At 71.1% G+C, this 21,353-nt stretch carries 22 protein-coding genes, 1 pseudogene and 2 riboswitches; of the genes and pseudogenes, 4 read left to right on the forward strand and 19 right to left on the reverse strand.

The annotated features are described in order from the left end of the window. Window positions 1-212 precede the first annotated feature (212 nt). The 4 genes and pseudogenes from STH_RS09620 to STH_RS18820 all read left to right on the forward strand — a co-directional run bounded on the left by STH_RS09620 (window position 213) and on the right by STH_RS18820 (window position 2,626). Window positions 213-1,385: a helix-turn-helix domain-containing protein gene (locus tag STH_RS09620; protein WP_043713866.1), complete on the forward strand. Its 1,173-nt coding sequence runs from the start codon at window positions 213-215 to the stop codon at window positions 1,383-1,385. A gap of 79 nt (window positions 1,386-1,464) precedes the next feature. Beyond that, the gene (locus STH_RS09625; RefSeq protein ID WP_043713867.1) at window positions 1,465-1,962 is read left to right on the forward strand and encodes an SRPBCC family protein; all 498 of its coding nucleotides are present in this window, start codon (window positions 1,465-1,467) and stop codon (window positions 1,960-1,962) included. Window positions 1,963-2,100: 138 nt separating this feature from the next. Further along, window positions 2,101-2,391: pseudogene (locus STH_RS19945) on the forward strand (2'-5' RNA ligase family protein); the annotation flags it as partial. Between the two features lie 76 nt (window positions 2,392-2,467). Next, window positions 2,468-2,626: a hypothetical protein gene (locus STH_RS18820; protein ID WP_158506897.1), complete on the forward strand. Its 159-nt coding sequence runs from the start codon at window positions 2,468-2,470 to the stop codon at window positions 2,624-2,626. Window positions 2,627-2,730: 104 nt separating this feature from the next. Here STH_RS18820 and glyA read toward each other — a convergent pair whose 3' ends face one another. From glyA to STH_RS09720, 19 genes are all read right to left on the reverse strand, one after another. Next, window positions 2,731-3,969: a serine hydroxymethyltransferase gene (gene glyA, locus STH_RS09630; protein WP_011196044.1), complete on the reverse strand. Its 1,239-nt coding sequence runs from the start codon at window positions 3,967-3,969 to the stop codon at window positions 2,731-2,733. A 19-nt stretch (window positions 3,970-3,988) separates the two neighbouring features. After that, entirely contained in the window at window positions 3,989-4,822 is an 834-nt protein-coding gene (locus tag STH_RS09635) for a lipoate--protein ligase family protein (RefSeq protein WP_207635378.1), read from the reverse strand. A 69-nt stretch (window positions 4,823-4,891) separates the two neighbouring features. Continuing rightward, window positions 4,892-6,352 carry an aminomethyl-transferring glycine dehydrogenase subunit GcvPB gene (gene gcvPB, locus STH_RS09640; RefSeq protein ID WP_011196046.1) on the reverse strand — a complete coding sequence of 487 codons (1,461 nt, stop codon included), beginning with the start codon at window positions 6,350-6,352 and terminating at the stop codon, window positions 4,892-4,894. 1 nt (window position 6,353) lies between these two features. Beyond that, window positions 6,354-7,730: an aminomethyl-transferring glycine dehydrogenase subunit GcvPA gene (gene gcvPA / locus STH_RS09645; RefSeq protein WP_011196047.1), complete on the reverse strand. Its 1,377-nt coding sequence runs from the start codon at window positions 7,728-7,730 to the stop codon at window positions 6,354-6,356. Then, window positions 7,731-8,117, reverse strand: a complete 387-nt coding sequence (gene gcvH, locus STH_RS09650) for a glycine cleavage system protein GcvH (RefSeq protein WP_011196048.1) — start codon at window positions 8,115-8,117, stop codon at window positions 7,731-7,733. It lies immediately after the preceding gene. 40 nt (window positions 8,118-8,157) lie between these two features. Beyond that, on the reverse strand, window positions 8,158-9,285 hold the full coding sequence (gene gcvT / locus STH_RS09655) for a glycine cleavage system aminomethyltransferase GcvT (protein ID WP_011196049.1): 1,128 nt from the start codon (window positions 9,283-9,285) through the stop codon (window positions 8,158-8,160). Between the two features lie 195 nt (window positions 9,286-9,480). Continuing rightward, window positions 9,481-9,819, reverse strand: coding sequence for a DUF192 domain-containing protein (locus STH_RS09660; protein ID WP_011196050.1), 339 nt, complete (start codon window positions 9,817-9,819; stop codon window positions 9,481-9,483). A 414-nt stretch (window positions 9,820-10,233) separates the two neighbouring features. Then, the gene (locus tag STH_RS09665; RefSeq protein ID WP_043713868.1) at window positions 10,234-10,818 is read right to left on the reverse strand and encodes a histidine phosphatase family protein; all 585 of its coding nucleotides are present in this window, start codon (window positions 10,816-10,818) and stop codon (window positions 10,234-10,236) included. Then, complete coding sequence (cobD, locus tag STH_RS09670) at window positions 10,815-11,864, reverse strand: threonine-phosphate decarboxylase CobD (RefSeq protein ID WP_043713869.1); 1,050 nt, start codon at window positions 11,862-11,864, stop codon at window positions 10,815-10,817. Before cobD ends, STH_RS09665 begins: the two co-directional genes overlap by 4 nt. Next, entirely contained in the window at window positions 11,861-12,673 is an 813-nt protein-coding gene (gene cobS, locus STH_RS09675) for an adenosylcobinamide-GDP ribazoletransferase (protein ID WP_011196053.1), read from the reverse strand. The genes cobD and cobS overlap by 4 nt, the downstream gene beginning before the upstream one ends. A gap of 12 nt (window positions 12,674-12,685) precedes the next feature. Beyond that, window positions 12,686-13,639 (reverse strand): adenosylcobinamide-phosphate synthase CbiB, encoded by a 954-nt coding sequence (cbiB, locus tag STH_RS09680; protein ID WP_242654526.1) that lies wholly within the window; start codon window positions 13,637-13,639, stop codon window positions 12,686-12,688. Further along, window positions 13,636-14,187, reverse strand: coding sequence for a bifunctional adenosylcobinamide kinase/adenosylcobinamide-phosphate guanylyltransferase (gene cobU, locus STH_RS09685; protein WP_011196055.1), 552 nt, complete (start codon window positions 14,185-14,187; stop codon window positions 13,636-13,638). The genes cbiB and cobU overlap by 4 nt, the downstream gene beginning before the upstream one ends. A 44-nt stretch (window positions 14,188-14,231) precedes the next feature. Further along, complete coding sequence (locus STH_RS09690; protein ID WP_011196056.1) at window positions 14,232-15,248, reverse strand: ABC transporter substrate-binding protein; 1,017 nt, start codon at window positions 15,246-15,248, stop codon at window positions 14,232-14,234. Between the two features lie 82 nt (window positions 15,249-15,330). Continuing rightward, window positions 15,331-16,062: an AIR synthase related protein gene (locus STH_RS09695; protein WP_011196057.1), complete on the reverse strand. Its 732-nt coding sequence runs from the start codon at window positions 16,060-16,062 to the stop codon at window positions 15,331-15,333. Further along, window positions 16,059-16,544: an ECF transporter S component gene (locus STH_RS09700; protein WP_050742211.1), complete on the reverse strand. Its 486-nt coding sequence runs from the start codon at window positions 16,542-16,544 to the stop codon at window positions 16,059-16,061. Before STH_RS09700 ends, STH_RS09695 begins: the two co-directional genes overlap by 4 nt. A 314-nt stretch (window positions 16,545-16,858) precedes the next feature. After that, a riboswitch (cobalamin riboswitch) is annotated at window positions 16,859-17,052 on the reverse strand. Window positions 17,053-17,147: 95 nt separating this feature from the next. Beyond that, window positions 17,148-17,996 carry a cobyric acid synthase gene (locus STH_RS09705; RefSeq protein WP_011196059.1) on the reverse strand — a complete coding sequence of 283 codons (849 nt, stop codon included), beginning with the start codon at window positions 17,994-17,996 and terminating at the stop codon, window positions 17,148-17,150. A gap of 34 nt (window positions 17,997-18,030) precedes the next feature. Further along, window positions 18,031-18,855, reverse strand: coding sequence for a heme ABC transporter ATP-binding protein (locus STH_RS09710; RefSeq protein ID WP_011196060.1), 825 nt, complete (start codon window positions 18,853-18,855; stop codon window positions 18,031-18,033). A 16-nt stretch (window positions 18,856-18,871) separates the two neighbouring features. After that, entirely contained in the window at window positions 18,872-19,888 is a 1,017-nt protein-coding gene (locus STH_RS09715) for a FecCD family ABC transporter permease (protein ID WP_158506899.1), read from the reverse strand. A gap of 29 nt (window positions 19,889-19,917) precedes the next feature. After that, on the reverse strand, window positions 19,918-20,955 hold the full coding sequence (locus STH_RS09720; RefSeq protein WP_011196062.1) for an ABC transporter substrate-binding protein: 1,038 nt from the start codon (window positions 20,953-20,955) through the stop codon (window positions 19,918-19,920). A 164-nt stretch (window positions 20,956-21,119) separates the two neighbouring features. Then, window positions 21,120-21,312: riboswitch (cobalamin riboswitch) on the reverse strand. Between the last annotated feature and the right edge of the window lie 41 nt (window positions 21,313-21,353).

Consider the following 21,353-nt stretch of genomic DNA (forward strand, 5'->3'; position numbering starts at 1 on the left):
GTGGCCTGTGCTCCAATGATTCTTCGTGCGGTTAACCATCCCTCCAGGGGCCGTAGACCTGCGCCCTCGGGCGGACGCCCTGCCCAGGCGCAGCGGCAGGGCAGACCCCCGGCGGAAAGCCCGCAGCCATAACAGGTTGCGGGCGCGCCTCGACAGAAAAAGGGGCAGGAATCCGAACTGCCTGTCAGCGCGACGGAAGGGGGAAGCCCGCCGTGTTCCGGGTCGAAGGAGAGCTCTGCGGCCACTGTCCCGGCGCAACCGTCTACCAGGTGGGGGCGTTCCCGGGGCCCCGCATCGAGGGGCAGCCCGTGGCCATGGACACCCTGGAAGGGCCTGGCCGGTTCACGCTGGACCTGCCCGACGGCGGCTGGTACCTGCACGCGGTGGGCGGCATCCCGGACGACCGGGGGACGCTGAACGGGCTGGGCTGGGGCAGCCACGGGGGGATCTACGGCTTCGGCCGCCCGGTTGCGCCCGGGGAGCCGGTCCGCATCCACGTGAGCCCTCTCTGGCGGGACCTGACCCACCTCCCCCTGATCCGGGGCGCCATGCTCTCCGACGACCAGTGGCACGCCCTCCACCGGGCGATGGCCCGGCTACACGAGGACCTCAGCTGCAACATCGAAGGCGACCTGGAGCGGGCGGCGTCGCTCACCCGCACCCGGCTGAGCGCCCTCTTCCGGCGGGGCGTGGGGGTGACCATGGAGGAGTACCGCACCCGGGTCCGGCTGGAGGCGGCCAAGGCGCTGCTGGTCCTCTCCGACGCGCCGGTCCGCGACGTGGCACTGGAGGTGGGTTACAGCGCCCCGGCGCAGCTGCGCCGCATGTTCCTGCGGTACCTGGGCGTCACGCCCGGGGAGTTCCGCCGCCTGGCGCAGGCCGTGTCGGAGTCCGGGCCTGCGCAGCCCCCGGCGGCCGGTTCCGCGCGCCGGTATGGCCTGGCCGGGGCCCTGTCCCGCTGGCTCGGCCCGCCCCGGACCGGGACCGTGCGGGGCGAGGTGCTCTACCGGGGCGACCGGGAGGGAAGGGCGCTTTACATCGGCCTGTTCCCCGGCCCTCTGCCCGACACCTACCCCGCCGTCTGGACCGCCATCCCCGCCCCGGGGCCCTTCACCCTGCGGCGGGTCCCGGAGGGGCGCTACTACGTGCTGGCCGCGTACCTCGCCGCCCGCATGCGCTACCCGGGGGACCTCGGCTCGGGCTTCGCCTACGGCGGTTACGGCGATGTGGACACCAGCGGCGACCTCGCCCGCTGGAACCCCGTCCCGGTGACGGTGCGGCCGGGCGACGAGGTCGCTGGGCTGCGCATCGAGCTGGTGGACGGGGAGATCATCCGCCGGTTCGGCGGCACCTGGCTGCGCGCCTTCCTGCCGGATGGAAGGTAATGGCAGTGCGTGGAGAACCTCCTGTCCGGGCCCGTGCCGTTAACATATGGATCAGTTGATCGTATAGGGAGGGACGGACATGGAGGCCGTGGAGACGCAGGTGCTGGTCAAGGCCCCGCAGGAGGTCGTCTGGTGGGCCTGGACCCGCGCGGAGCGCATCACCCAGTGGTTCGCCCCGGCGGCCACCATCGACCCGCGCCCGGGCGGGGCGTTCGAGCTGTTCTTCAATCCCGCGGACCGCAGCCGGGACTGCACCGCGGGCTGCACCTTCACCGCAGTGGAGCCCATGACCCGGCTGGCGTTCACCTGGAAGGGCCCGGACCTGTTCGCCGCGGTGATGAACCACCCCGACCGGCTGACCGCCGTCACGGTGACGATGGAGCCGGTCGAGGGGGGAACCCGGGTGACGGTAGTCCACGCCGGATGGGGCGAGGGCGACGGCTGGGCGGAGGCGCGCCGCTGGCACGCCGCGGCGTGGCGGCAGGTCCTGGACAGCCTGAAGGGCGCGCTGGAATCCGGCCGGGGCGACCTGTGCTGCGCGCCGGACGAGGATCAGAACCAAGCGACGGTCGAATGAGGATGCGCCGGCAGGAATCCCCCCTGCCGGCGCTGCGCGTCGAACCGGCCGGTGCGCGCCCCCGCGGTCTGGCGATGCGCCTGCCGTGCACTATAATATCGCAATGGTGCTGTTCCAGAACAAAGGAGGGCGCCTGCGATGGACTTCACACACCCCACGTACGTCATCCTGCCCATCAAGCCGCCCGTCGCCGACCAGGTGCTGCGGATCCGGGAGCGGTACGGCCACCCCTCCCCCAACCCGGTGGAGGTGACCGTGGCGGGATCGAGCGGGGTGGACGTCCTGGAACCCGACCAGGATCCCGCCGCGGTGGTGCAGGCGCTGGAGCGGATCGCCGCGTCCACGCCGCCGTTTCAGACCGAGTTCGGCGAGGTGCGGCGCTTCCCGGGCACCCACATCTACTGGCTTTCCCTGAAGGACGAGGCGCCGTTCCGGGCGGCTGAAGAACTCCGGCATTCGCTTCCGGCCCAGCCCCTTCCCCTACCAGCCCCACTGCACGCTGCAGGTGCGGGAGCGCTCCGAGGAGGAGGCGGCGGAGCTCCTCCGCCTGCGAGTTCCGGGCACGGTGGTCTTCGACGAGATCGCCCTGGCGGCGGAGGTGGTGCGGGAGAACCGGCCGGTGGAGGCCCGCATCCTGTGGACGGCCAGGCTCACCGGCGCATGAGCCCGCAGGGACACGCAAGCCAGGCGGACCCGCCACGGGGATCCGCCTGGCTGCATCCGTGTGCGTGCGGATGATCGCCCGCCGGTGCCAGCTGCTCCTGGCCGCTAGTCGGCGTAGAGCGGGAACCGGGCCGTGAGCTCGTGCACCTCCGCCCGGATCCGGTCCAGCTCCGCCTCGTCGTTCCGGTGGGTGATGGCCCGGTCGATGAGGTCGGCGATCTGGACCATCTCGGCCTCCTTCATCCCCCGGGTGGTCATGGCCGGGGTGCCGATGCGGATGCCGCTGGTCACCATCGGCTTCTCGGGGTCGTTGGGGATGGCGTTCTTGTTGACCGTGATCGAGACCCTGTCCAGCAGGTGCTCCGCGTCCCGGCCGGTGATGCCCTTGGGCCGCAGGTCCACCAGCATCAGGTGGTTGTCGGTGCCGCCGGTGACCAGCCGGTAGCCCCGCTCCAGCAGCGCCTGGGCCAGGGCCTTGGCGTTCTTCACCACCTGGCCGCAGTATGCCCTGTAGTCCGGGTCGGAGAGCTGCTTGAAGGCCACCGCCTTGGCGGCGATGATGTGCATCAGGGGGCCGCCCTGCATGCCCGGGAAGACCGCCTTGTCGATCTCCTTGGCGAACTCCTTCTTGCAGAGGATCGCCCCGCCCCGCGGCCCGCGCAGCGTCTTGTGGGTGGTGGTGGTGACCACGTGCGCGTGCTCCACCGGGTTCGGGTAGTAGCCCGTGGCCGCCAGGCCGGCGAAGTGGGCCATGTCCACCATCAGGATGGCGCCCACCTCTTCGGCGATCTCCCGGAACCGCTTGAAGTCCAGGACCCGCGGGTAGGCCGAGTAGCCGGCGACGATGAGCTTGGGCCGGTGCTGCCGGGCCAGCTCCGCCACCTGGTCCATGTTGATCCGCTCGGTCTCCGGGTCCAGGCCGTAGGGCACGAAGTTGTAAGTCCTGCCGCTGAAGTTGACCGGCGAGCCGTGGGTCAGGTGGCCGCCCTGGGCCAGGTTCATGCCCAGCACCGTATCGCCGGGCTGGAGGAAGGCGAAGTAGACCGCCGTGTTGGCGTTGGCCCCCGAGTGCGGCTGGACGTTGACGTGCTCCGCGCCGAAGGCCGCCTTCAGCCGCTCCCGGGCGATGTTCTCCACGATGTCCACGTACTCGCAGCCGCCGTAGTACCGCCGGCCGGGATAGCCCTCGGCGTACTTGTTGGTGAGCACCGTGCCCGCCGCCTCGAGGACCGCCTTGGGCACGAAGTTCTCCGAGGCGATCAGCTCAATGTTGCGCTGCTGCCGCTCGACCTCCTGCTGAATGGCCGCGAAGACCTCGGGATCATACCGCTTCAGTGCATCCATGGAGTGAGCCGCCCCCTGCTTATTTTCTCATGTTCCAATTATCACACCCGTACTTGGCCTCGACAAGCGTCTGCGCCTCTTTTTCCTCCCTCTCCGTGAGCTGGCCCGGGGTCAACGTGAGCCCCAGCGCCCGGGCGAAGCCTGCGGCGAAGGCGTCCCGGGCCTCCGCCCAGCTCACGGGCCGGCCCAGCGCCTCGGCCAGGGTGGTGGACTTGGCGCGAAAGCGCGCCATCAGCCGCTCCGCCGGGATCCCCTCCGGCAGCCGCATCAGCCGGAAGAGCAGGGGCACGTCGATATCCAGCAGGATCGACCCGTGCTGCAGGATCACCCCGTCCCTCCGCGTCTGGGCTGAGCCCGCGACCTTGCGGCCGCCGACCTGCAGCTCGTAGGCCGAGGCCGTGTCGAAGCACGCCGTGTGGAACCCGTCGGGATCCGCGCGGCGCGGATCCCGGTCACCGCCGGAGAGCGCGGCCGGCACGCCCAGCTCCGCCATCCCGGCCAGGAGCCCCCGGGAGATCTCCCGGTAGGTCTCGATCACCCCGCCGGGCAGGAGCTCCTCCCGGATCACCACGCTGTACGTGAGCTCCATGTGGTGGAAGATCAGCCGGCCGCCGGTGGGCCGCCGCACGTAGCCGTAGCCGCCGGCCCGCACCGCGTCCAGGTCGACCTCGCCCAGCATCGACTGGAAGTAGCCGATGGACACCGCCGGAGGGTTCCACCCGTAGAAGCGCAGGGTGGGCGGCACCTCCCCCCGCCCGTGGGCCATGGCGATCGCCTCATCGATGGCCATGTTCTCCGGCCCCGGGCGGTGCCCGGTGTCCAGCAGCCGCCAGTTCGTCTCCATCAGCGCCATCGGTCACCGTCATCCCTCTCGTCGTGAAAACGGGTGGGGCGTGCCCTGCGGCACCCCCACCCGCTTGCGTCAGCTCGGGTTCGCCCGGTAGCGCAGGTTCGGCCGCCTGGCCGCCAGCGCCTCGTCCAGCCGCCCCACGGGCGTCTTGTGGGGGGCAGACTTGACGTACTCGGGGTTGGACCGGGCCTCGTCGTGGATACGGATCATCGCCTCGATGAACCGGTCCAGCGTGGCCTTGTCCTCCGTCTCCGTCGGCTCGATCATCAAGGCCTCCTCCACGATCAGCGGGAAGTAGATCGTGGGCGGATGGACCCCCTCGTCCAGCAGCCGCTTGGCCACGTCCAGCGTCCTGACGCCGGTCTCCTGCTTCAGGGTGCGGGCCGACAGCACGCACTCGTGCATGCAGTACCGGTCGACGTAGGGCTCGTAGTAAGGCTTCAGGCGGGCCAGGACGTAGTTGGCGTTGAGCACCGCGTGCTCGGAGACCTCCTTCAGCGCCGGCCCGTGGGCCAGGACATACGCGTAGGCCCGCACGATGACGCCGAAGTTGCCCCAGAAGCCGTGGATCTTCCCGATGGACTGCGGCCGGTCCCAGTCCAGCGCGTACCGGTCGCCCTGCTTCTCCACCACCGGCACCGGCAGGAACGGCACCAGGTGGGACTTGACGCCCACCGGGCCGCTGCCGGGCCCGCCGCCGCCGTGGGGCGTGGAGAAGGTCTTGTGCAGGTTCAGGTGGACGACGTCAAACCCCATGTCGCCCGGGCGGGCGTAGCCCATGATGGCGTTGAGGTTGGCGCCGTCGTAGTAGCAGAGCCCGCCCGCCTGGTGGACGATCTCCGTGATCTCCCGGACGTGGGGATCGAAGAGCCCGAGGGTGGACGGGTTGGTCATCATCAGGGCGGCGGTCTTGGGGCCGACGATCTGCCGCAGGGCGTCCACGTCGATGGAGCCGTCGGGCCGGGACTTCACCGGAACCACCCGGTAACCCGCCATGGCGGCGGTGGCCGGGTTGGTACCGTGGGCCGAGTCGGGCACGATGACCTCGTTCCGCTCGGTGTCCCCCCGGGACTCATGGTACGCCCGGATCAGCAGGATGCCCGTCAGCTCGCCGTGCGCGCCCGCGGCCGGCTGGAAGGTCATCCGGTCCATGCCGGTGACCTCGCAGAGCCAGCCCTCCAGGGTGTGCAGCAGCTGCAGGTTGCCCTGCACGGTCTCCTCCGGCTGCAGCGGGTGGGTCAGGGCGAACCCCGGGATGCGGGCCGCCTCCTCGTTGACCTTGGGGTTGTACTTCATCGTGCAGGAGCCCAGCGGGTAGAAGTCCACGTCCACGCCGTGGTTCAGCCTGCTCAGCTGCGTGAAGTGGCGGACGACCTCGACCTCGGAGAGCTCCGGCAGCGCCGCGGGCGTCTGGCGGATGAGGTCGGCCGGGATCGCCTCGCTCAGCTCCACCGTCGGCACGTCCGGCGCGGGGAAGGTGACCGCCCGCTTGCCGGGGGTCGACTTCTCGAAGAGCAGCGGTACGAGCGCCATCCTACTTCACCTCCCCGAGCGCGGCCACGAGCCGGTCGATCTCCGCCCGCGTCCGCTTTTCGGTGACCGCGAAGCTCAGCGCGGCCGCCGGGCCGCCGGCGGAACCGGCCGCGCCGCCCAGCAGCTCCGGATAGTCCGCGCCCACGTCCAGGCCGCCCAGGATCTTCCGATCCACCAGGCGACGGCTGACCTCCGCCGCGGCCGCGGGGGCCAGCACGGTGAACTCCTTAAAGAAGGGCGCGTCGCCGGCCAGCCGCCAACCGGGCAGCCTGGCGATCTGTTGCGCCGCGTAGTGCGCCTTCTGCAGCGAGAGGTTGGCGACCTCCCGGAGGCCCTCCTTGCCCACCAGGGCCAGGTAGACGGTGGCCGCGAGGGCGATCAGGGCCTGGTTGGTGCAGATGTTGGACGTGGCCTTCTCACGCCGGATGTGCTGCTCACGGGCCTGCATGGTCAGCACGAAGCCCCGCTGGCCGCGGTTGTCCACCGTGGCGCCGGCGATGCGGCCGGGCATGCGGCGGGCGAACCGGTCGCGGGTGGCCAGAACGCCCAGGTACGGGCCGCCGTAGGAGAGGGGCACGCCGAGCCCCTGGCCCTCCGCCACGACGATGTCTGCGCCGTAGCTGCCCGGGGCCTCCAGGAGGCCCAGGGAGATGGGGTCGACGGCTACGACGAAGAGCCCGTTCTTCGCGTGCACCAGCGCCTCGATCTCCCGCACCTTCTCCAGGTAGCCCAGGTAGTTGGGCGTCTGGAGCAGGAGGCCGCCGACCTCCTCGGTCATCAGGGCCTCGAGCCGGTTCAGGTCCAGCGTCACGCCATCCAGCGGCACCTCGATGAGCTCGACGCCGATGCCGTGCATGTAGGTCTGCACGACCCGGCGGTACAGCGGGCTCACGGACCGTGCGACCAGGAGCTTGGACCGGCCGGTCTGGTTCACCACCATGCCCGCGGCCTCGGCCAGGGCCGAGGCGCCGTCGTACATGGAGGCGTTGGACAGGTCCATGCCCGTCAGCTCGCACATCAGCGACTGGTACTCGTAGATGGCCTGCAGTACGCCCTGAGAGATCTCAGGCTGATACGGAGTATACGCGGTGAGGAACTCCCCCCGGCGAATCACCGCGTCCACCGCGGCGGGCACGTAGTGGTCGTACGCGCCGCCGCCCAGGAAGCAGGCATACTCCCCCGTGTGCGCGTTCTGCGCAGCCAGCTCCCTGAGGTGCGCGAGCAGCTCCATCTCGGTGAGCGCCGGGGGCAGGTTGAGCGGCCGGTTCAGGCGTACCTCCGCCGGGATGTTGGCAGCAAAGAGCTCCTCGGTGGAACTGACGCCGATCTCCCGCAGCATGGCCGCCTTGTCGGCCTGCGTAATCGGGACGTATCGCATTTAGCCCTCCTTGGTAAACGCGTCGTAAGCCGCCGCATCCAGCAGGTTGTCCAGTTCGGCCGGGTTCGAGAGCTCCAGCTTCAGAATCCAGCCCTCGCCGTAGGGGTCCTGGTTGATCAGCTCCGGCGAGCTCTCCAGCTTCGTGTTGACCTCCACCACCTTGCCGGAGGCCGGGCAGTACAGGTCCGAAACGGTCTTGACCGACTCCACCACGCCGAACTGCTCGTTCTGCTTCAGTTCACGCCCCACCTCAGGCAGCTCGACGAAGACCACGTCGCCCAACTGATCCTGGGCGAACCAGGTGATGCCCACGATGCCGATGTTGCCTTCGACCCTGATCCACTCGTGCTCCTTCGAGTACTTGAGATCCGCCGGTACGTTCGCCATGTTCCGCGTCCTCCCTGTGCGTAATTCTCAACCGTGCCGGTTATCGTCTGTGCGGCGACCGGTAGAAGGGGGTCTCCACGACCCGCGCCTTCAGCGCCCGGCCCCGGATGATGACCTCCACCTCGGTGCCCACGGCGCTGTGGGCGACGGGCACGTAGGCCAATGCAATGTTCTTCTCCAGCGTGGGCGAGAAGCTTCCCGTGGTCACCTCGCCGACCACCTCGCCCCCCACGGCGACGGGGTAACCCTGCCGGGGCACGCCCCGGTCGATCATCTCGATGCCCACCAGCTTCCGGGTCGGCCCCTGCTCTTTGATCCTGGCCAGGGCGTCCCGGCCGATGAAGTCCACGCCCTTCTTCAGCTTGACGGCGAAGCCCAGCCCCGCCTCCAGCGGGTTGTGCTGGTCGCTGATCTCGTGGCCGTAAAGGGGCAGCTTCGCCTCGAACCGCAGGGTGTCCCGGGCGCCGAGGCCGCAGGGCAGGAGCCCCTGCTCGTCGCCCGCCTCCAGCAAGGCCTCCCAGAGGGCGGCGACGTCTTCGGCCTTCACGTAGATCTCGAAGCCGTCCTCGCCGGTGTACCCCGTGCGGGAGAGCACCAGGGTCGGCACCCCGGATACCGTGACGTTCTTCGCCAGGCTGAAGGGCTCCAGCTGCGACAGCACGACGCCGGTCGCGAGCGGCTGCAGGATCTCCTCCGCCTTCGGCCCCTGCAGGGCCAGCAGGGCGATCTCCGCCGACCGGTCGATGAGCTCCAGGTTGTGCAGGCCGGCCCGCTCCCGGGCGGTGTTGATCCATTCCCAGTCCTTCTGGGTGTTCCCGGCGTTGACCACCAGCCAGTAGCGGTGCTCGTCCAGCCGGTAGATGAGGATGTCGTCGACCACGGTGCCGTTCTCGTAGCACATCAGCGCGTACTGAACCCGCCCGACCGCCAGTTTGGCGGCGTCGTTGGTGCTCACCAGCTGGATGAGGTCCAGGGCCTGGGGCCCCCTCACCTCAAACTCGCCCATGTGCGACACGTCGAAGAGGCCCGCCGCCTCACGCACGGCCCGGTGCTCCTCGATGACGCTGGAGTACTGCACGGGCATCTCCCAGCCGCCGAAGGGCACCATGCGGGCGCCCAGCTTCAGATGCAGCTCGTACAGGGGCGTCCGTTTCAGCGACTCGTTCACCACCACACCTCGCTTCCGCTTGCATAGTCTGGCCAACGAGCCAGGGGGGCTACTCCCCTCGGGAGCGTGCAAAACGGGGACAGCCCCTGCACCCGGGCTTCGGCCCGCTGTGCGCTCTGTCCCCGCCGGTCCACTCGCAGACCTCTTGTGGGGATTGCCGGTAACAATATTCCCTGCGGGCAACCAATACTCCTGCTATGGGAAAGCCCTCACCAGGTCCCCCGGCCGGGTCTCCCCCATCGCCCCGGCCGGGAGTTCCAGCACGGCCCGGGCTCCGGGAACGGCCGGACTGATGCGCCGCGGGGGAAAGGACGCCAGCGCGCGCAGGACCCGCCCTTCCGCGTCCAGGAAGAGCAGGTCCAGGGGGAACCGCATGAAGTGGGTGTGCACCTGGCAGCAGGGCTCCAGCCAGAGCCCCTCGCCCGGCTCCAGCCCCGGGCGGAACATGAGGCCGAGCAGGCGCAGCCGGAAGGTGTCGGCCCGGCGGATCCGGTCGCCCAGGACAAGGCCGCGCGTAAGGTTGCGCACGATCACTGGCGGTCGACCTCCCCTTTGAGCGGTGAGCGGTGGGCCGTGGGCGATGCGCCGTGGGCGGTGCGCCGTGGGCGGTGCGCCGTGGGCGGTGCGCCGTGGGCGGTGGGCGGTGCGCGCTGGGCGGCGGGCGGCGGGCGGTTGGGGTCTGGCAGCGGAGTACAGCGAAGTGTTCGACGAACGCAATTCCACTTCCTGCCACGAGACGGACTGATCTCAGCGCCGCTGGTGCAGGTCCTCGCGTCGTGACGACGCTGCGCATGGAGCCATGCCGGGCACACCACTGTGCCCGGCATGGCTCATCCAGGTACGCCGTTGTACCCGCAGCGCGGCACCTCGTTGTGCCTCTGGTGCGGCAGGCGCCCCGTTGCGCCGCCGCACCGGATCACCGCCCGTTCGGGCACGCCGTTGTGCCCGTCATTCCCCCGCTTCCGGCCGCCAGACCCGCGGCTCATCCACGGCCCGCTCGCCGTCCCACCGGAGCAGGACCACGGCGCCGGGAGGAACCCGCCAGTCCCAGAGTCCCCTGCCGGTCAGGTGGGCAAGCACCGTGCGGATCACACCGCCGTGTGTGACCACGACGGCCCCGTCCTGCCGGGGCAGGGCGGCCAGGGCCCGGCTCCGCAGCGACGCCAGGCTCTCCCCGCCCGGGGGCGGCGCGTGTTCCGGGTCGGCCAGCCAGGCGGCGAGCTCCTCGGGCCACTGCCGGGCGATCTCCTCGTACGTCAGGCCGGAGAAGCGCCCGAAGTTCAGTTCCCGCAGCCTTGGGTCGGGCGCGGGCGTGAGCCCCGTGGCCCTCCCGATCCGCTCGGCGGTCTGGCGGCACCGCATGAGGTCGCTGGTGCGCATGCCGGTGAGCCGAAACCGGCTCAGGTAACGCGCAGCCGCTTCCGCCTGAGCGAGCCCGTCTGCGCTGAGCGGGTGCTCCTCCCAGCCGACGTACCGCCCTTCCGCGTTGGCAGCCGTCGCGCCGTGGCGCACCAGGAAGAGGGTGCAGGTCACGGCGCCTCCTCCTCCAGGATGCTGCGCAGCAGGGCGATCAGCCGCCGGTTCTCTGGCCGGGTGCGCACAGCAAGCCGCATGTGATGCTCCGTCAGCCCGGCAAAGGAGCGGCAGTCGCGTATCAGCACACCCCGGGGTCCCAGCCGCCGCTGGATCTCGTGGGCGGGCAGCGGCGCCCGCACCAGCACGAAGTTGGCAGATGGCGGATAGACGATAAACCCCGGCAGGCTCGCCAGCTGCTCGGCGAGATAGGCCCGTTCCACGGCCACCCAGTGCCGGGTGCGGGCGGCGTAGGCCTCATCGCTCAGGGCCGCGAGCGCAGCGGCCTGCGCCAGACTGTTCACGCTCCAGGGGTCGCGCGCCGCGTCCAACTCGGCCACCATCCAGCGCGGGGCCACCGCATACCCGACCCGCAGTCCGGGCAGGGCGAAAAACTTCGTGAGCGACCGCACCACGACCAGGTTGCAGCGGTGGGGCACACGGGCGATCACGGAGCCGGCCTCGCCCGCGGCTGTGAGGTCGATGAAGGCCTCGTCGATGAGCAGGGTCGCCTCCGTCCGCTCCGCCGCCCGCAGGAGCTGCTCCGGCGTGAACAGGTGGCCGGTGGGATTGTGGGGGTTGCAGATGATCCACCAGTCCCCCCGCCCCAGCTGGGGCGGCGGATCGGTGCGGTCGTGCGCGACGGGCAGCAGCTCGGCCCCTGCAGCCCGGGCGGCGCGCGCGTACTCCGCAAAGCCGGGTTCGGGCAGTGCCACCCGGAAGCCTGACGCCAGGCGGAGCAGCAGGTACAGCACCTCCGCCGCGCCGTTTCCCACCAGCACCATCGACTCGTCCACCTGGTGACGCCGGGCCAGGGCGGCCCGCAGCCGGCGGGCGAATGGCTCGGGGTAGTGCGCGATTCCGGCTAGGGCCGCCTGCGCCGCGGCCACCGCGCCCGCGGGCGGGCCCAGCGGGTTGATGTTGGCGCTGAAGTCGCAGAAACCCCCTGGCGGCTCGCCCCAGCGGGCCCGCGCCACAGCCAGGTCGCCGCCGTGCAGGGTCATCATCCTGTCCACCTCCCTGTCTGCAGAGCGAAGCAGGCGATCGCCGCCAGTTCCGCCAGCTCGCACAAGGCTCCGTAAGTGTCGCCGGTCAGGCCGCCGAGTCGCCGCGAGAGCCACCGCCCGCCGGCCAGACCGACCCCGAGGGCGGCGAGCCACGCGCCCAGCCCCCGCAGGGCGGAGACCGTCACGGCTGCCGTCAGGCCCGGCGGGGCTGCCGGGCTCTGCCCCCACCACGCCAGGAGCCCCGGCACCCCGACAGCCAGCGTGAGGCCGCCCAGAAGCGCCCCGGCCAGCTGCGCCCCGCCCACGTGCCGGCCGAAGGCAGCGCCCATCCCTTCGGCACGGGCGGGCGGCCAGCGCACCGCCGCCAGGGGGATCACCATCCGCCCCACGGCCGGGGCCACCAGCAGGGCGGCTGCTGCCCGCGGCGGTGTCAGCTCCAGCAGCAGGGCCCACCGCAGCATCAGGGCCAGGGCTCCCGCCGCTGCGCCCATCACGCCGACCCGGGAATCTTTCATGATCTCCAGCATCCGCTCGCGGCTCCGGGCGGAGAGCAGCCCGTCGGCGGCGTCCATCAGGCCGTCCAGGTGGACCGCACCGGTCGCACCGAGGCCCGCGGCCACGGCCGCGACGCCCGCCACGGCAGGCCCGAAGAGCAGCCTGCCCGCAAGCCAGGCGATCAGGCAGATGGCCCCCACCAGCAGGCCCACCAGGGGGAAGAACCCCGCCGCGCGGCCGAGATCCCGCATGTAGTCCGGGGTCTCAAGTCGGCCCATGGGAATCCGGGTCAGAAAGGAGAGCGCGATGCGCACCCGGTCACCCCCTCACGCCAAGAACCAGAGCGTCAGCGCCCCGAGGCCCGTCCCGAGCAGGGTCGCCAGCCACATCCACCGCACCGCCTGCACGATGTGACCCGGCTGCAGCATCTCCAGCGGATCGCCCATGTGGGCCCGCCGCTCCGGCCTCCCGCCGTAGTGGTTGAGGCCGCCCAGCTGCACCCTCAGCAGGGCCGCCATCGCCGCCTCCGGCCAGCCGCTGTTGGGGCTGGGGTGGCGCGGCGCGTCCCGCAGGGCGATGCGGAGGGCCTTCGGGCTCAGGCCGGCCAGGGCCAGCAGCAGGGCGCTGAGCCGGGCAGGCGCCAGGTTGACCAGATCATCCAGCCGGGCGGAGGCCCAGCCGAACTCCAGGTAGCGCTCGTTCCGGTGGCCGACCATCGAATCCAGGGTGTTGGCGGCCTTGTAGGCCATCGCCAGCGGCGCGCCGCCGACCAGCCCCCAGAAGAGCGGCGCGATCACGCCGTCGCAGGTGGACTCGGCCACCGTCTCCACCGTCGCCCGGGTGACCTCGGCGGCGTCCAGCCCGGCCGTGTCCCTGCCGACGATGTGCGCCACCCGGCGCCGCGCCTCGCTGAGGTCCCCGGCCTTCAGCGGGCGGTAGACCGCCAGTGCGTGATCGGCCAGAGAGCGGGCCGCCAGGCAGGTGCTGAGGAGCCAGACCTCGGCGGCCACACCGAGCCAGGGATGCAGGGCCGCGGCCAGCCGGATGAGCCCCCAGGTGAGGCCCCAGGCCGCGACCGGCAGCAGGAGGGCCAGCAGCACCCCGGCCGCCCGCAGCGGCAGCCGCGTCCGCCGCAGTCGCGGCTCGGCCCACGCAATCACCCGGCCCATGAGCGCCACCGGATGGGGCAGCCGGGCGGGATCGCCCACCGCCGCGTCCACCGCGAGGGCCGCCAGCGGCAGGTACCAGGGCGCCGCGGGAAACATTTCCGCCACGCTCACTCCGGGATCACCGTACCGATCCGCCTCAGGTCGACGGCGATACCGGCCACGCAGGCGTAGACCTGGTCCGCCTCCCGCGCCAGCCACTGATTCAGCCGCCCCTGGGCGTCGCGGAAGAGCCGCCCGAGCCGGTGCTCGGGCACCAGCCCCGCCCCGACCTCGTTGGACACGGCGATGAGCAGCGCGCCGCGCTCACGGGTCAGGCTGAGCAGCTGCGCCAGCTCCTGCCGGGCCCGGGCTTCGAACCCCTCCTCCCCCTGCAGCAGGTGGTTGGAGATGAGCAGGGTCACGCAGTCCAGCAGCACCGCATCCGCCGGCGCCTCGTGCAGGGCCTGCGCCAGGGCGGCCGCCGGCCTGAGCTCTTCCTCCACCGTGCGCCAGTGGGCCGGACGGCTCGCCCGGTGCCGGGCGATGCGGTCGGCCATCTCCGCATCGCCCGCCCGGCCGGTGGCCAGATAGACCACCCGCCGGAACGGCGAAGCCAAATGCTCCGCCCAGCGGCTCTTGCCGCTCCGCGCGCCGCCTAGCACCAGAATCACACCCGCCATGCGCATCGCCTCGCTCCCTTCGGGAAAGCGCCCCATCGGCCCGGTCACTGCTCGAAGAGCTCCGGGTGGAGATTCCGGGCGAACCACTGGAGCCCCTGAATCAGGCGGGGGCCGGGGCGCACCACGATGTTCTCATCCGGCAGCCCCAGCACCCGGCCTTCCTTCACCGCCGCGATCGACTCCCAGCCAGGCCGCTCCCGGACCTCCCGGGCCGCGGCCTCCGACGCGGTGACGATGATGTCGGGGTCTGCGGATACCAGTTCCTCCAGCGAGATAACCGGCCAGGGCTCGCCGGCGAAGGATGCGGCGTTGGTGCCGCCGGCGATGCGGATCATGTCGTCGATGAAGGAGCCCGGGCCGGCGGTGGTGATGGGATCGTGCCAGACCTGGTAGAACACCACGGGCCTGTTCTCCGCCAGCGCGACCTTCCCGGCGATGGCCTCCACCTCACGCTGCATGTCCGCCACGAGCGCCTCCGCGGCCTCCTGGGCGTTCACCACCTGGCCCAGGGCGAGGATCCCCTCGTACAGCTCCTCAAAGTTGGAGGGGTTCAGCACGAAGGTGGTGAGCCCATAATCGTTCTCCAGCTTCTCCCGCGCCTCCACGGAGCCGCTGGTCAGGAGGAGCAGGTCGGGCTCCAGCGAGATGATCTTCTCGTAGTCGGGCGAGTAGAAACCGCCGATGGACTCGATCTCCTGCGCCTCGGGGGGATAGTCGTCCCAGTCGGAGCGCCCGACCAGCAGGTCGCCCTTGCCGAGCGCGAACATCAGTTCCGTGTTGGAGGGGGCGACGGAGATCACCCGCCTCGGCTCGGCGGCGATGGTCACCTGCCGGCCGGCGCCGTCGGTAATCGTGAGGGGGTAGGCCGTCTGCCGGGGTTCGGCCTGCCCGGCGCTCCCCGTGCCGGCCGCCCGGTCTGCGGGCTGGTCGCTCGACTCAGCCGCCGGGGCTGCGGGCGGGCTGTCCGGGTTCACCGCCGTCTGGCGGCCTGCGCAGCCTGTCAGGATGCCGACCACGAGCAGAAGGGAAAGCATGAGGGCTGCCAGCGAACGCTTCTTCATGGGATGTACCTCCGTAAGTCCACTGTTCTACTTAAATGAAGATGCCGCTGAGGGCTGGTAAGCAGATCCGCCAACCATCGTCCTATCGAAGCTGCGCGACGACCGCCCACGGCTGGGTGAGCGTGAGGGCCAGCCCCTGCAGGGCCGACGGCGCCGCCGCGACCAGCAGACAGGTGACCGGACCCGCCGACTTCCCGAGGGGGAAACCCGCTTCCGCCGGGGCCCACTCCACCTCCAGCCCCGCGCTGGCGGCGAGATCCTCCGCCTCGGCGCGGATCCCACGGGAGCCCACGGGCAACAGGTCGTGCACCAGCGGGTCGCCGGCGAGCCGCCGGACCAGGGGAAGATCGGGCAGTTCGGGGTCATCCAGCCGCACCTCGGCCCCGACCTTCGGCCGCCCGATGGCGACGACCAGGTCGCCCGGCCGCGCCGTGCGCAGCGACCGGCCCGGGGCCAGGTAACCGATGGCGGTCACCCCCAGGCCCGTCTGGACCGTCGGAATGTTCTTCTCGAAGGAGCCGTTGATCTGGTCGGCGGAAAGGCCCGCCAGGGCCGCCTCGTCGCAGATGCCCTGCAGGATCTCCCGCCCGGTGGGATCAGGCTCCACGCAGGTGTTGTTCACCAGGTGGAGCGGCTGCGCGCCGGCGGCGAGCAGATCCATGAGGGCCACCCGGGCAGTGAACCGCCCGATGACGTACCCGGCCACCCGAATCACGTCGCGCTCCTTCGGCCCGATGCCGCCGGCGGCATCGCAGGCGATGACCAGCCGGCCGCCGCACGGCAGGTCCACCAGGGTCAGGTCCCGCCACCTCATCCCTCGACCCCCGCCCGCCTCAGGCCCAGCACCACCAGCAGCGCGACGGCTGCGTTGGCTCCCGCAGCGACGGTGAGCGGGAGGGCCAGGGCCGCGAACAGACCGAGCCCCAGCGGGTTTGGCAGCAGAGCCAGCAGGGCCGGTGCCAGGATGCCGTTGGCCACCACCAGCACCGCCGCGCCGGCCACCAGACCGAAGCGCCGGGCTGCAAGCCCGCCCAGGCAGCCCACGCCGGCCATGGCCGCGGCGCTGGCCAGATGAAACGGCAGGGTGAGCGGAAAGCCGGTGACGGCCGCCACGGCCACATGCCCCAGACCGCAGATCAGGGCGCCGGCCGCGGGGCCCATGAGGAGCGCAGCCACGAAGCCGGCCATCGCGTCGAAGGCGATGGAGCTCGGCCCCAACTTGATGTAGGCGCCCAGCACGCTGAGGGCCAGCAGGATTCCGAGCCTCACCAGGGTGTTTGTCCTCGCCAGCAGCACGAGCAGACCTCCTCTTCCCAGTAGCAATCGCTTGGTGGGCACGCCGTTGTGCCCGTACTCGGCGGCGCCTCGTTGCGCCCTGCTTTCGCCGGTGCCAGTCCGGCAGGCTACTGTGCACCGATGCTTTGGTGCTCCGATTCCGCTGGTCGTCGTCAGGTGTTCCAGGGGCACGCCGTTGTGCCCGGCCTCTCAGGCACCGCGCTGTGACCGAGAGACCGATAAAGAAAACCCCCGGGCTCAGCCCGAGGGAAAGAAATGACAGATCGAACGCATGGACAGCCATGCGAACGCCTCACCCTTTCACCCGAGGGTCGAGCAGCGCCAGCGCGGCAGGCAGGTTTCCTGACTCCGGATCCTCGCCGCCCCTCCGCCTTCCCGGCCTTCGGGCCAGTGGCACATCCCGAGGGGCGACTCCCCGTCACAGTGGCGGGACCGTGCCGGACTTGCACCGGCTTCCCTTTTAACTCCCGACCGCAGGGTCGGGAGCACCTGCCGCTGTTTGCTCTATGCAGTTGCCCTCCCAAACCGGCACGCTGTTGTGCCCAGAACCCGCATGGGTCGTTCCCTTCGTCCGGCACCTCGCCGCACCGGAGCGCCCGCCCGTCACCGTTGCCGGGCAAGCAGCTCCAGCACCTGGTCCACCCGGGCGTGCCGGCGCACGTGGTCGGCCAGCCGGTCCAGGGCCCCCTCCCGCGCCGCAGCGGACGGCGCCGGGGCGCTCACATCGGTCAGGCCCGCCGAGTCCTCCTCATCGAGGCCCAGGTCGGCCAGGTAGGGAATCACGCCGATCACCGGCAGGCCGGTGCGCTCCTCCAGCCAGCGCACGCCGTCCTCGAAGAGCGAGGCGTCGCCCCGGAAGCGGTTGATCACCAGCCCCTTCACCCGGGCCCGCTCGGCCGGGGGCAGCAGCTCCAGGGTGCCCACGATCGAGGCGAACACCCCGCCCCGGTCGATGTCGGCCACCAGCAGCACGTCGGCGTCCAGCAGTTCCGCGGTCTTCATGTTGGCCAGGTCACGGTCCCGCAGGTTCACCTCCACCGGCGAGCCGGCCCCCTCGGCCACAATCACCTCGAACTCTGCCTCCAGCCGGGCAATGGCCTCCCGCACCGCCTGCAGGGCCACAGTGTGCAGATCGGCCGTGTACTGCTGCCAGGCCATCTCGCCCAGCGACCGGCCGTTGACGATCACCTCGGAGCGGAGCTCCGTCCGGGGCAGCAGCATCACCGGGTTCATCTCCACCCGGGGGGCCACCCCCGCCGCCTGCGCCTGCATGGCCTGCACCACGCTGATGCGCAGCCCGCCCTCGATCTCCGTCGCGGCGCAGGACATGTTCTGCGCCTTGAACGGCGCCACCCGGAAGCCCTCCTGGCGCAGGATGCGGCAGAAGGCCGCGGCCAGGGTCGACTTGCCCACGCTGGATGCGGTGCCCAGGAACATCAACGAACGTGCCATGACGGTGCCACCTCTTCTGCAAGATCTCCCGGGACTAGTCGCTGCCGGCGCTGACCGGCTCCAGCGGCTGGGCCGGCGCCGCAACCTCCCTCGAGAGCAGCATGACCTGCGGCTGGCCAGCGCTGGGATGGCGGACGATCCGAACCCGGCTGCCGTAGACGGTGAGGATGTTGGCCTCGGTGAGCACCTCCGCGGGCGGGCCGTCGGCCCACACGCGCCCGCCCCTCAGCATCACCAGCCGGTCCGCGTACAGCGCCGCCAGGTTCAGGTCGTGCAGGATCGCCAGAACCGTCAGCCCCTCGGTCCGGTTCAGACGCCGGACCAGATCCAGCAGCCCCACCTGATGGGCAATGTCCAGGTGGGCAGTGGGCTCGTCCAGGATCAACAGGCGCGGTTCCTGGGCCAGGGCTCGGGCCACCATCACCCGCTGCCGCTCACCGCCCGAGAGCGCCGTGACCAGCCGGCCGGCCAGGGGCTGGGTGCCGGTCAGCCGCATGGCCCGCTCCACGGCCGCCCGGTCGCGCGGGGTCTCGCTGCGCAGCGGCGGCAGGTGCGGGATGCGCCCCAGGGCGACGATCTCCTCGACGGTGAAGGGGAACCCCACGGACGTGTCCTGGGCCACCACGGCCAGCGTCCGGGCCACCTCCCGGGGCCGCAGGCCGCGCAGATCCCGGCCGTCCAGCAGGATCCGCCCCTCCGTCGGGGGCAGCGCCCCGGTCACGGCCCGCACCAGGGTGGACTTGCCGCTGCCGTTGGGGCCCACCACCACCAGGAACTCGCCCCGGGCGACGGCCAGGTCCAGCCCGTTGAGGACCGGCTCGCCGCCATAGCCCACGGCGAGCGATTCGATGCGCAGCATCGGCGTCCACCTCCTTTCACGAACCAGGCAAGAGCTGCCGCCGCAGGATGACCAGGAAGACCGGCCCGCCGATGAGGGACATCACCAGCCCCACGGGCAGTTCGCTGACCCAGGGCAGCGAGCGGGCCACGGTGTCCGCCGCGACCACCACCACGGACCCCGTGACGGCCGCGATCGGGAGGAGCCAACGATGGTCGGGGCCCACCAGCAGCCGCACCAGGTGCGGCACGATTAACCCCACGAAGCTGATGATCCCGCAGAAGGCGACCGCCGCGGCGGTGAGCAGCGACCCGGCGGCCAGGATCCGCCGCTTCAGCCGCTCCACGTCCACGCCCATCGACAGCGCTGCCTCCTCGCCCAGCAGGAAGGCGTTCAGCTCCCGGCCGTCCCAGAGCAGGAGCCCCAGCCCCAGCGCCAGGTACGGCAGGAGCCAGGCCGCCTTCGGCCAGTTGGCCCCGGAGAGGCCGCCCATCAGCCAGAAGACGATGGCGTCCCGGGCCTGGGAGTCGGTGAAATACATGATCAGCGAGACCAGGGAGGTGGCAACGGTGCTGACCACCATGCCGGCCAGCAGGAGGCTCACCGTGGAGGTCTGCCGGCCGGCGGTCGCCAGGCGGAAGGCTACCAGGACCGCTGCCACCCCGCCGGCGAAGGCAAAGAGCGGGACCGGCCCCAGCCGCCACAGGCCGGTCAGGGAGGGAACGCGGTCGAAAAAGGCGATGGCCAGCGCGGCGCCCAGCGAGGCGCCGGCCGAGGCGCCGATGACCGACGGGTCCGCGAGGGGATTGCGGAAGAGCCCCTGGTACGCCGCCCCTGCCACGCTGAGCCCCATGCCCACCAGGGCCCCCATGGCCACCCGGGGGAAGCGGACGTCCCACAGGACCGCCTCCCAGGTGCGGGGCCAGGTGGCCGGGAAGTCCGCCCCCAGCCGATTCAGCAGGATCTTCACCACGTCCGCCGGCGGGATGCGCACCGAACCCAGGGCGCCCGCCACGATCAGCGCGGCCAGCAGGGCCACCGCGGTCAAGGTCATCGCCCTGCGGCCGCGGGTCGCCCGTCCCGTCATTGCCCGAACAGCCCGGGGTGCAGGGTTTCGGCGAACCAGCGCAGCCCCTCCACCAGCCGCGGGCCCGGCCGGACCACGATGTCCTCGTTGGGCACGCCGTACACCCGGCCCTCCCGCACCGCTCTGAGCGACTCCCAGCCGGGCCGGGTCAGGATGTCCTGCGCCATGGCCTCCGAGCCCGCCACGATGATGGCGGGGTCCGCCGCGAGCAGCTGCTCCAGCGAGTACACGGGCCACGGGCCGTCCGCGTCGCCGGCCACGTTGCTGCCGCCGGCGATGCGGATCATGTCGTCGATGAACGAGCCGGGCCCGGCGGTGGAGAGCGGATCCGGCCACACCTGATAGAAGACCGACGGCGAGTAGCTGATGGGAAGGACCTTCGCGTAGATCGCGTCGACCTCTCCCTGGATCTCGGCGACGATCGCCTCCGCCGCCTCCCGGGCGTTCACCGCCTGACCGAGCGCCACCATCTGGGCGTAGAGCTGCTCAAAGCTCGCCGGAGCGTAGACGAAGACCGTCAGGCCGTACTCCTGCTCCAGCCGCTCCCGCACATCCACCGAGCCCTCGATCATGACCACCAGGTCAGGCTCCGTGGACAGGATGCGCTCGTAGTCGGGCGGGAAGAGGCTGCCCACCGACGGCACCTCCAGGGCCGCCTCCGGGAAGTTGCACCAGTCGGTGCGGCCGACCAGTCGGTCGCCACGGCCCAGGGCGAAGAGCGTCTCCGTGGCCGAGGGGCCCAGCGACAGGATGCGCTGCGGCTCGGCGTCGATGGTGACCTCCCGCCCGGCGCCGTCCACCAGCGTGATGGGATAGGCGGTCTCGCCGCCTGCCTGCTGCCCACCCGTCTGCTCTCCAGTCGCAGGCTCTCCGGTCGTCTGCTCTCCAGTCGACTGCCCTACGCTCGCCTGCTGTCCGCCCGCCTGCCCTCCGGCCGCGCCGGACCCGTCGCCCGGCGACCCGCCGCTGCACGCGGCGAGCAGGGCCGCCAGGAGCGCGGAGATCAGCAGCGCGCCCAGCCTCTGCTTTCTCATGCAGTGTACCTCCTGTGTCAGCGTAATCGCCATGCATCGTCATGTAGGTCCCAGAGCACATACGGCAGCAACGAAAACCCCCTCTGGACTCAACCAGAGGGGGATGCGCGACAGCACGGCAATGCAAGGCTACGCATAACGCCCCCCCTTTCACCCGAAGGCTGAGTGACGTTGCAGCGACAGGCAGGTCTCCTGACTTCGGATCATCGCCTTCCCCCGCCTTCCCAGCCTTCCGGCCAGTGGCGCATCGTGGGGACGGCTCCCCGTCACAGTGGCGGGACCGTGCCGGACTTGCACCGGCTTCCCTTTTAACTCCCGGAGCGCGGGGCCGGGAGCACCTGCCGCTGTGCCCGTATTCACCTGTGTCTCCAGTATAAGCGACGTGGCAACCGCTGACA

It is taken from the genome of Symbiobacterium thermophilum IAM 14863 (assembly GCF_000009905.1).
Classification (GTDB): domain Bacteria; phylum Bacillota; class Sulfobacillia; order Symbiobacteriales; family Symbiobacteriaceae; genus Symbiobacterium; species Symbiobacterium thermophilum.

Bases quoted from the DNA above. Each gene is read 5' to 3' on its own strand.
- STH_RS09625 (WP_043713867.1), top strand. From the start codon at position 1,465: ATGGAGGCCGTGGAGACGCAGGTGCTGGTCAAGGCCCCGCAGGAGGTC.
- glyA (WP_011196044.1), bottom strand. From the start codon at position 3,969: ATGGATGCACTGAAGCGGTATGATCCCGAGGTCTTCGCGGCCATTCAG.
- STH_RS09635 (WP_207635378.1), bottom strand. From the start codon at position 4,822: ATGGCGCTGATGGAGACGAACTGGCGGCTGCTGGACACCGGGCACCGC.
- gcvPB (WP_011196046.1), bottom strand. From the start codon at position 6,352: ATGGCGCTCGTACCGCTGCTCTTCGAGAAGTCGACCCCCGGCAAGCGG.
- gcvPA (WP_011196047.1), bottom strand. From the start codon at position 7,730: ATGCGATACGTCCCGATTACGCAGGCCGACAAGGCGGCCATGCTGCGG.
- gcvH (WP_011196048.1), bottom strand. From the start codon at position 8,117: ATGGCGAACGTACCGGCGGATCTCAAGTACTCGAAGGAGCACGAGTGG.
- cobD (WP_043713869.1), bottom strand. From the start codon at position 11,864: ATGATGACCCTGCACGGCGGCGACCTGGCTGTGGCGCGGGCCCGCTGG.
- cobU (WP_011196055.1), bottom strand. From the start codon at position 14,187: ATGGCGGGTGTGATTCTGGTGCTAGGCGGCGCGCGGAGCGGCAAGAGC.
- STH_RS09690 (WP_011196056.1), bottom strand. From the start codon at position 15,248: ATGAAGAAGCGTTCGCTGGCAGCCCTCATGCTTTCCCTTCTGCTCGTG.
- STH_RS09695 (WP_011196057.1), bottom strand. From the start codon at position 16,062: ATGAGGTGGCGGGACCTGACCCTGGTGGACCTGCCGTGCGGCGGCCGG.
- STH_RS09705 (WP_011196059.1), bottom strand. From the start codon at position 17,996: ATGGCACGTTCGTTGATGTTCCTGGGCACCGCATCCAGCGTGGGCAAG.
- STH_RS09710 (WP_011196060.1), bottom strand. From the start codon at position 18,855: ATGCTGCGCATCGAATCGCTCGCCGTGGGCTATGGCGGCGAGCCGGTC.
- STH_RS09715 (WP_158506899.1), bottom strand. From the start codon at position 19,888: ATGACCTTGACCGCGGTGGCCCTGCTGGCCGCGCTGATCGTGGCGGGC.
- STH_RS09720 (WP_011196062.1), bottom strand. From the start codon at position 20,955: ATGAGAAAGCAGAGGCTGGGCGCGCTGCTGATCTCCGCGCTCCTGGCG.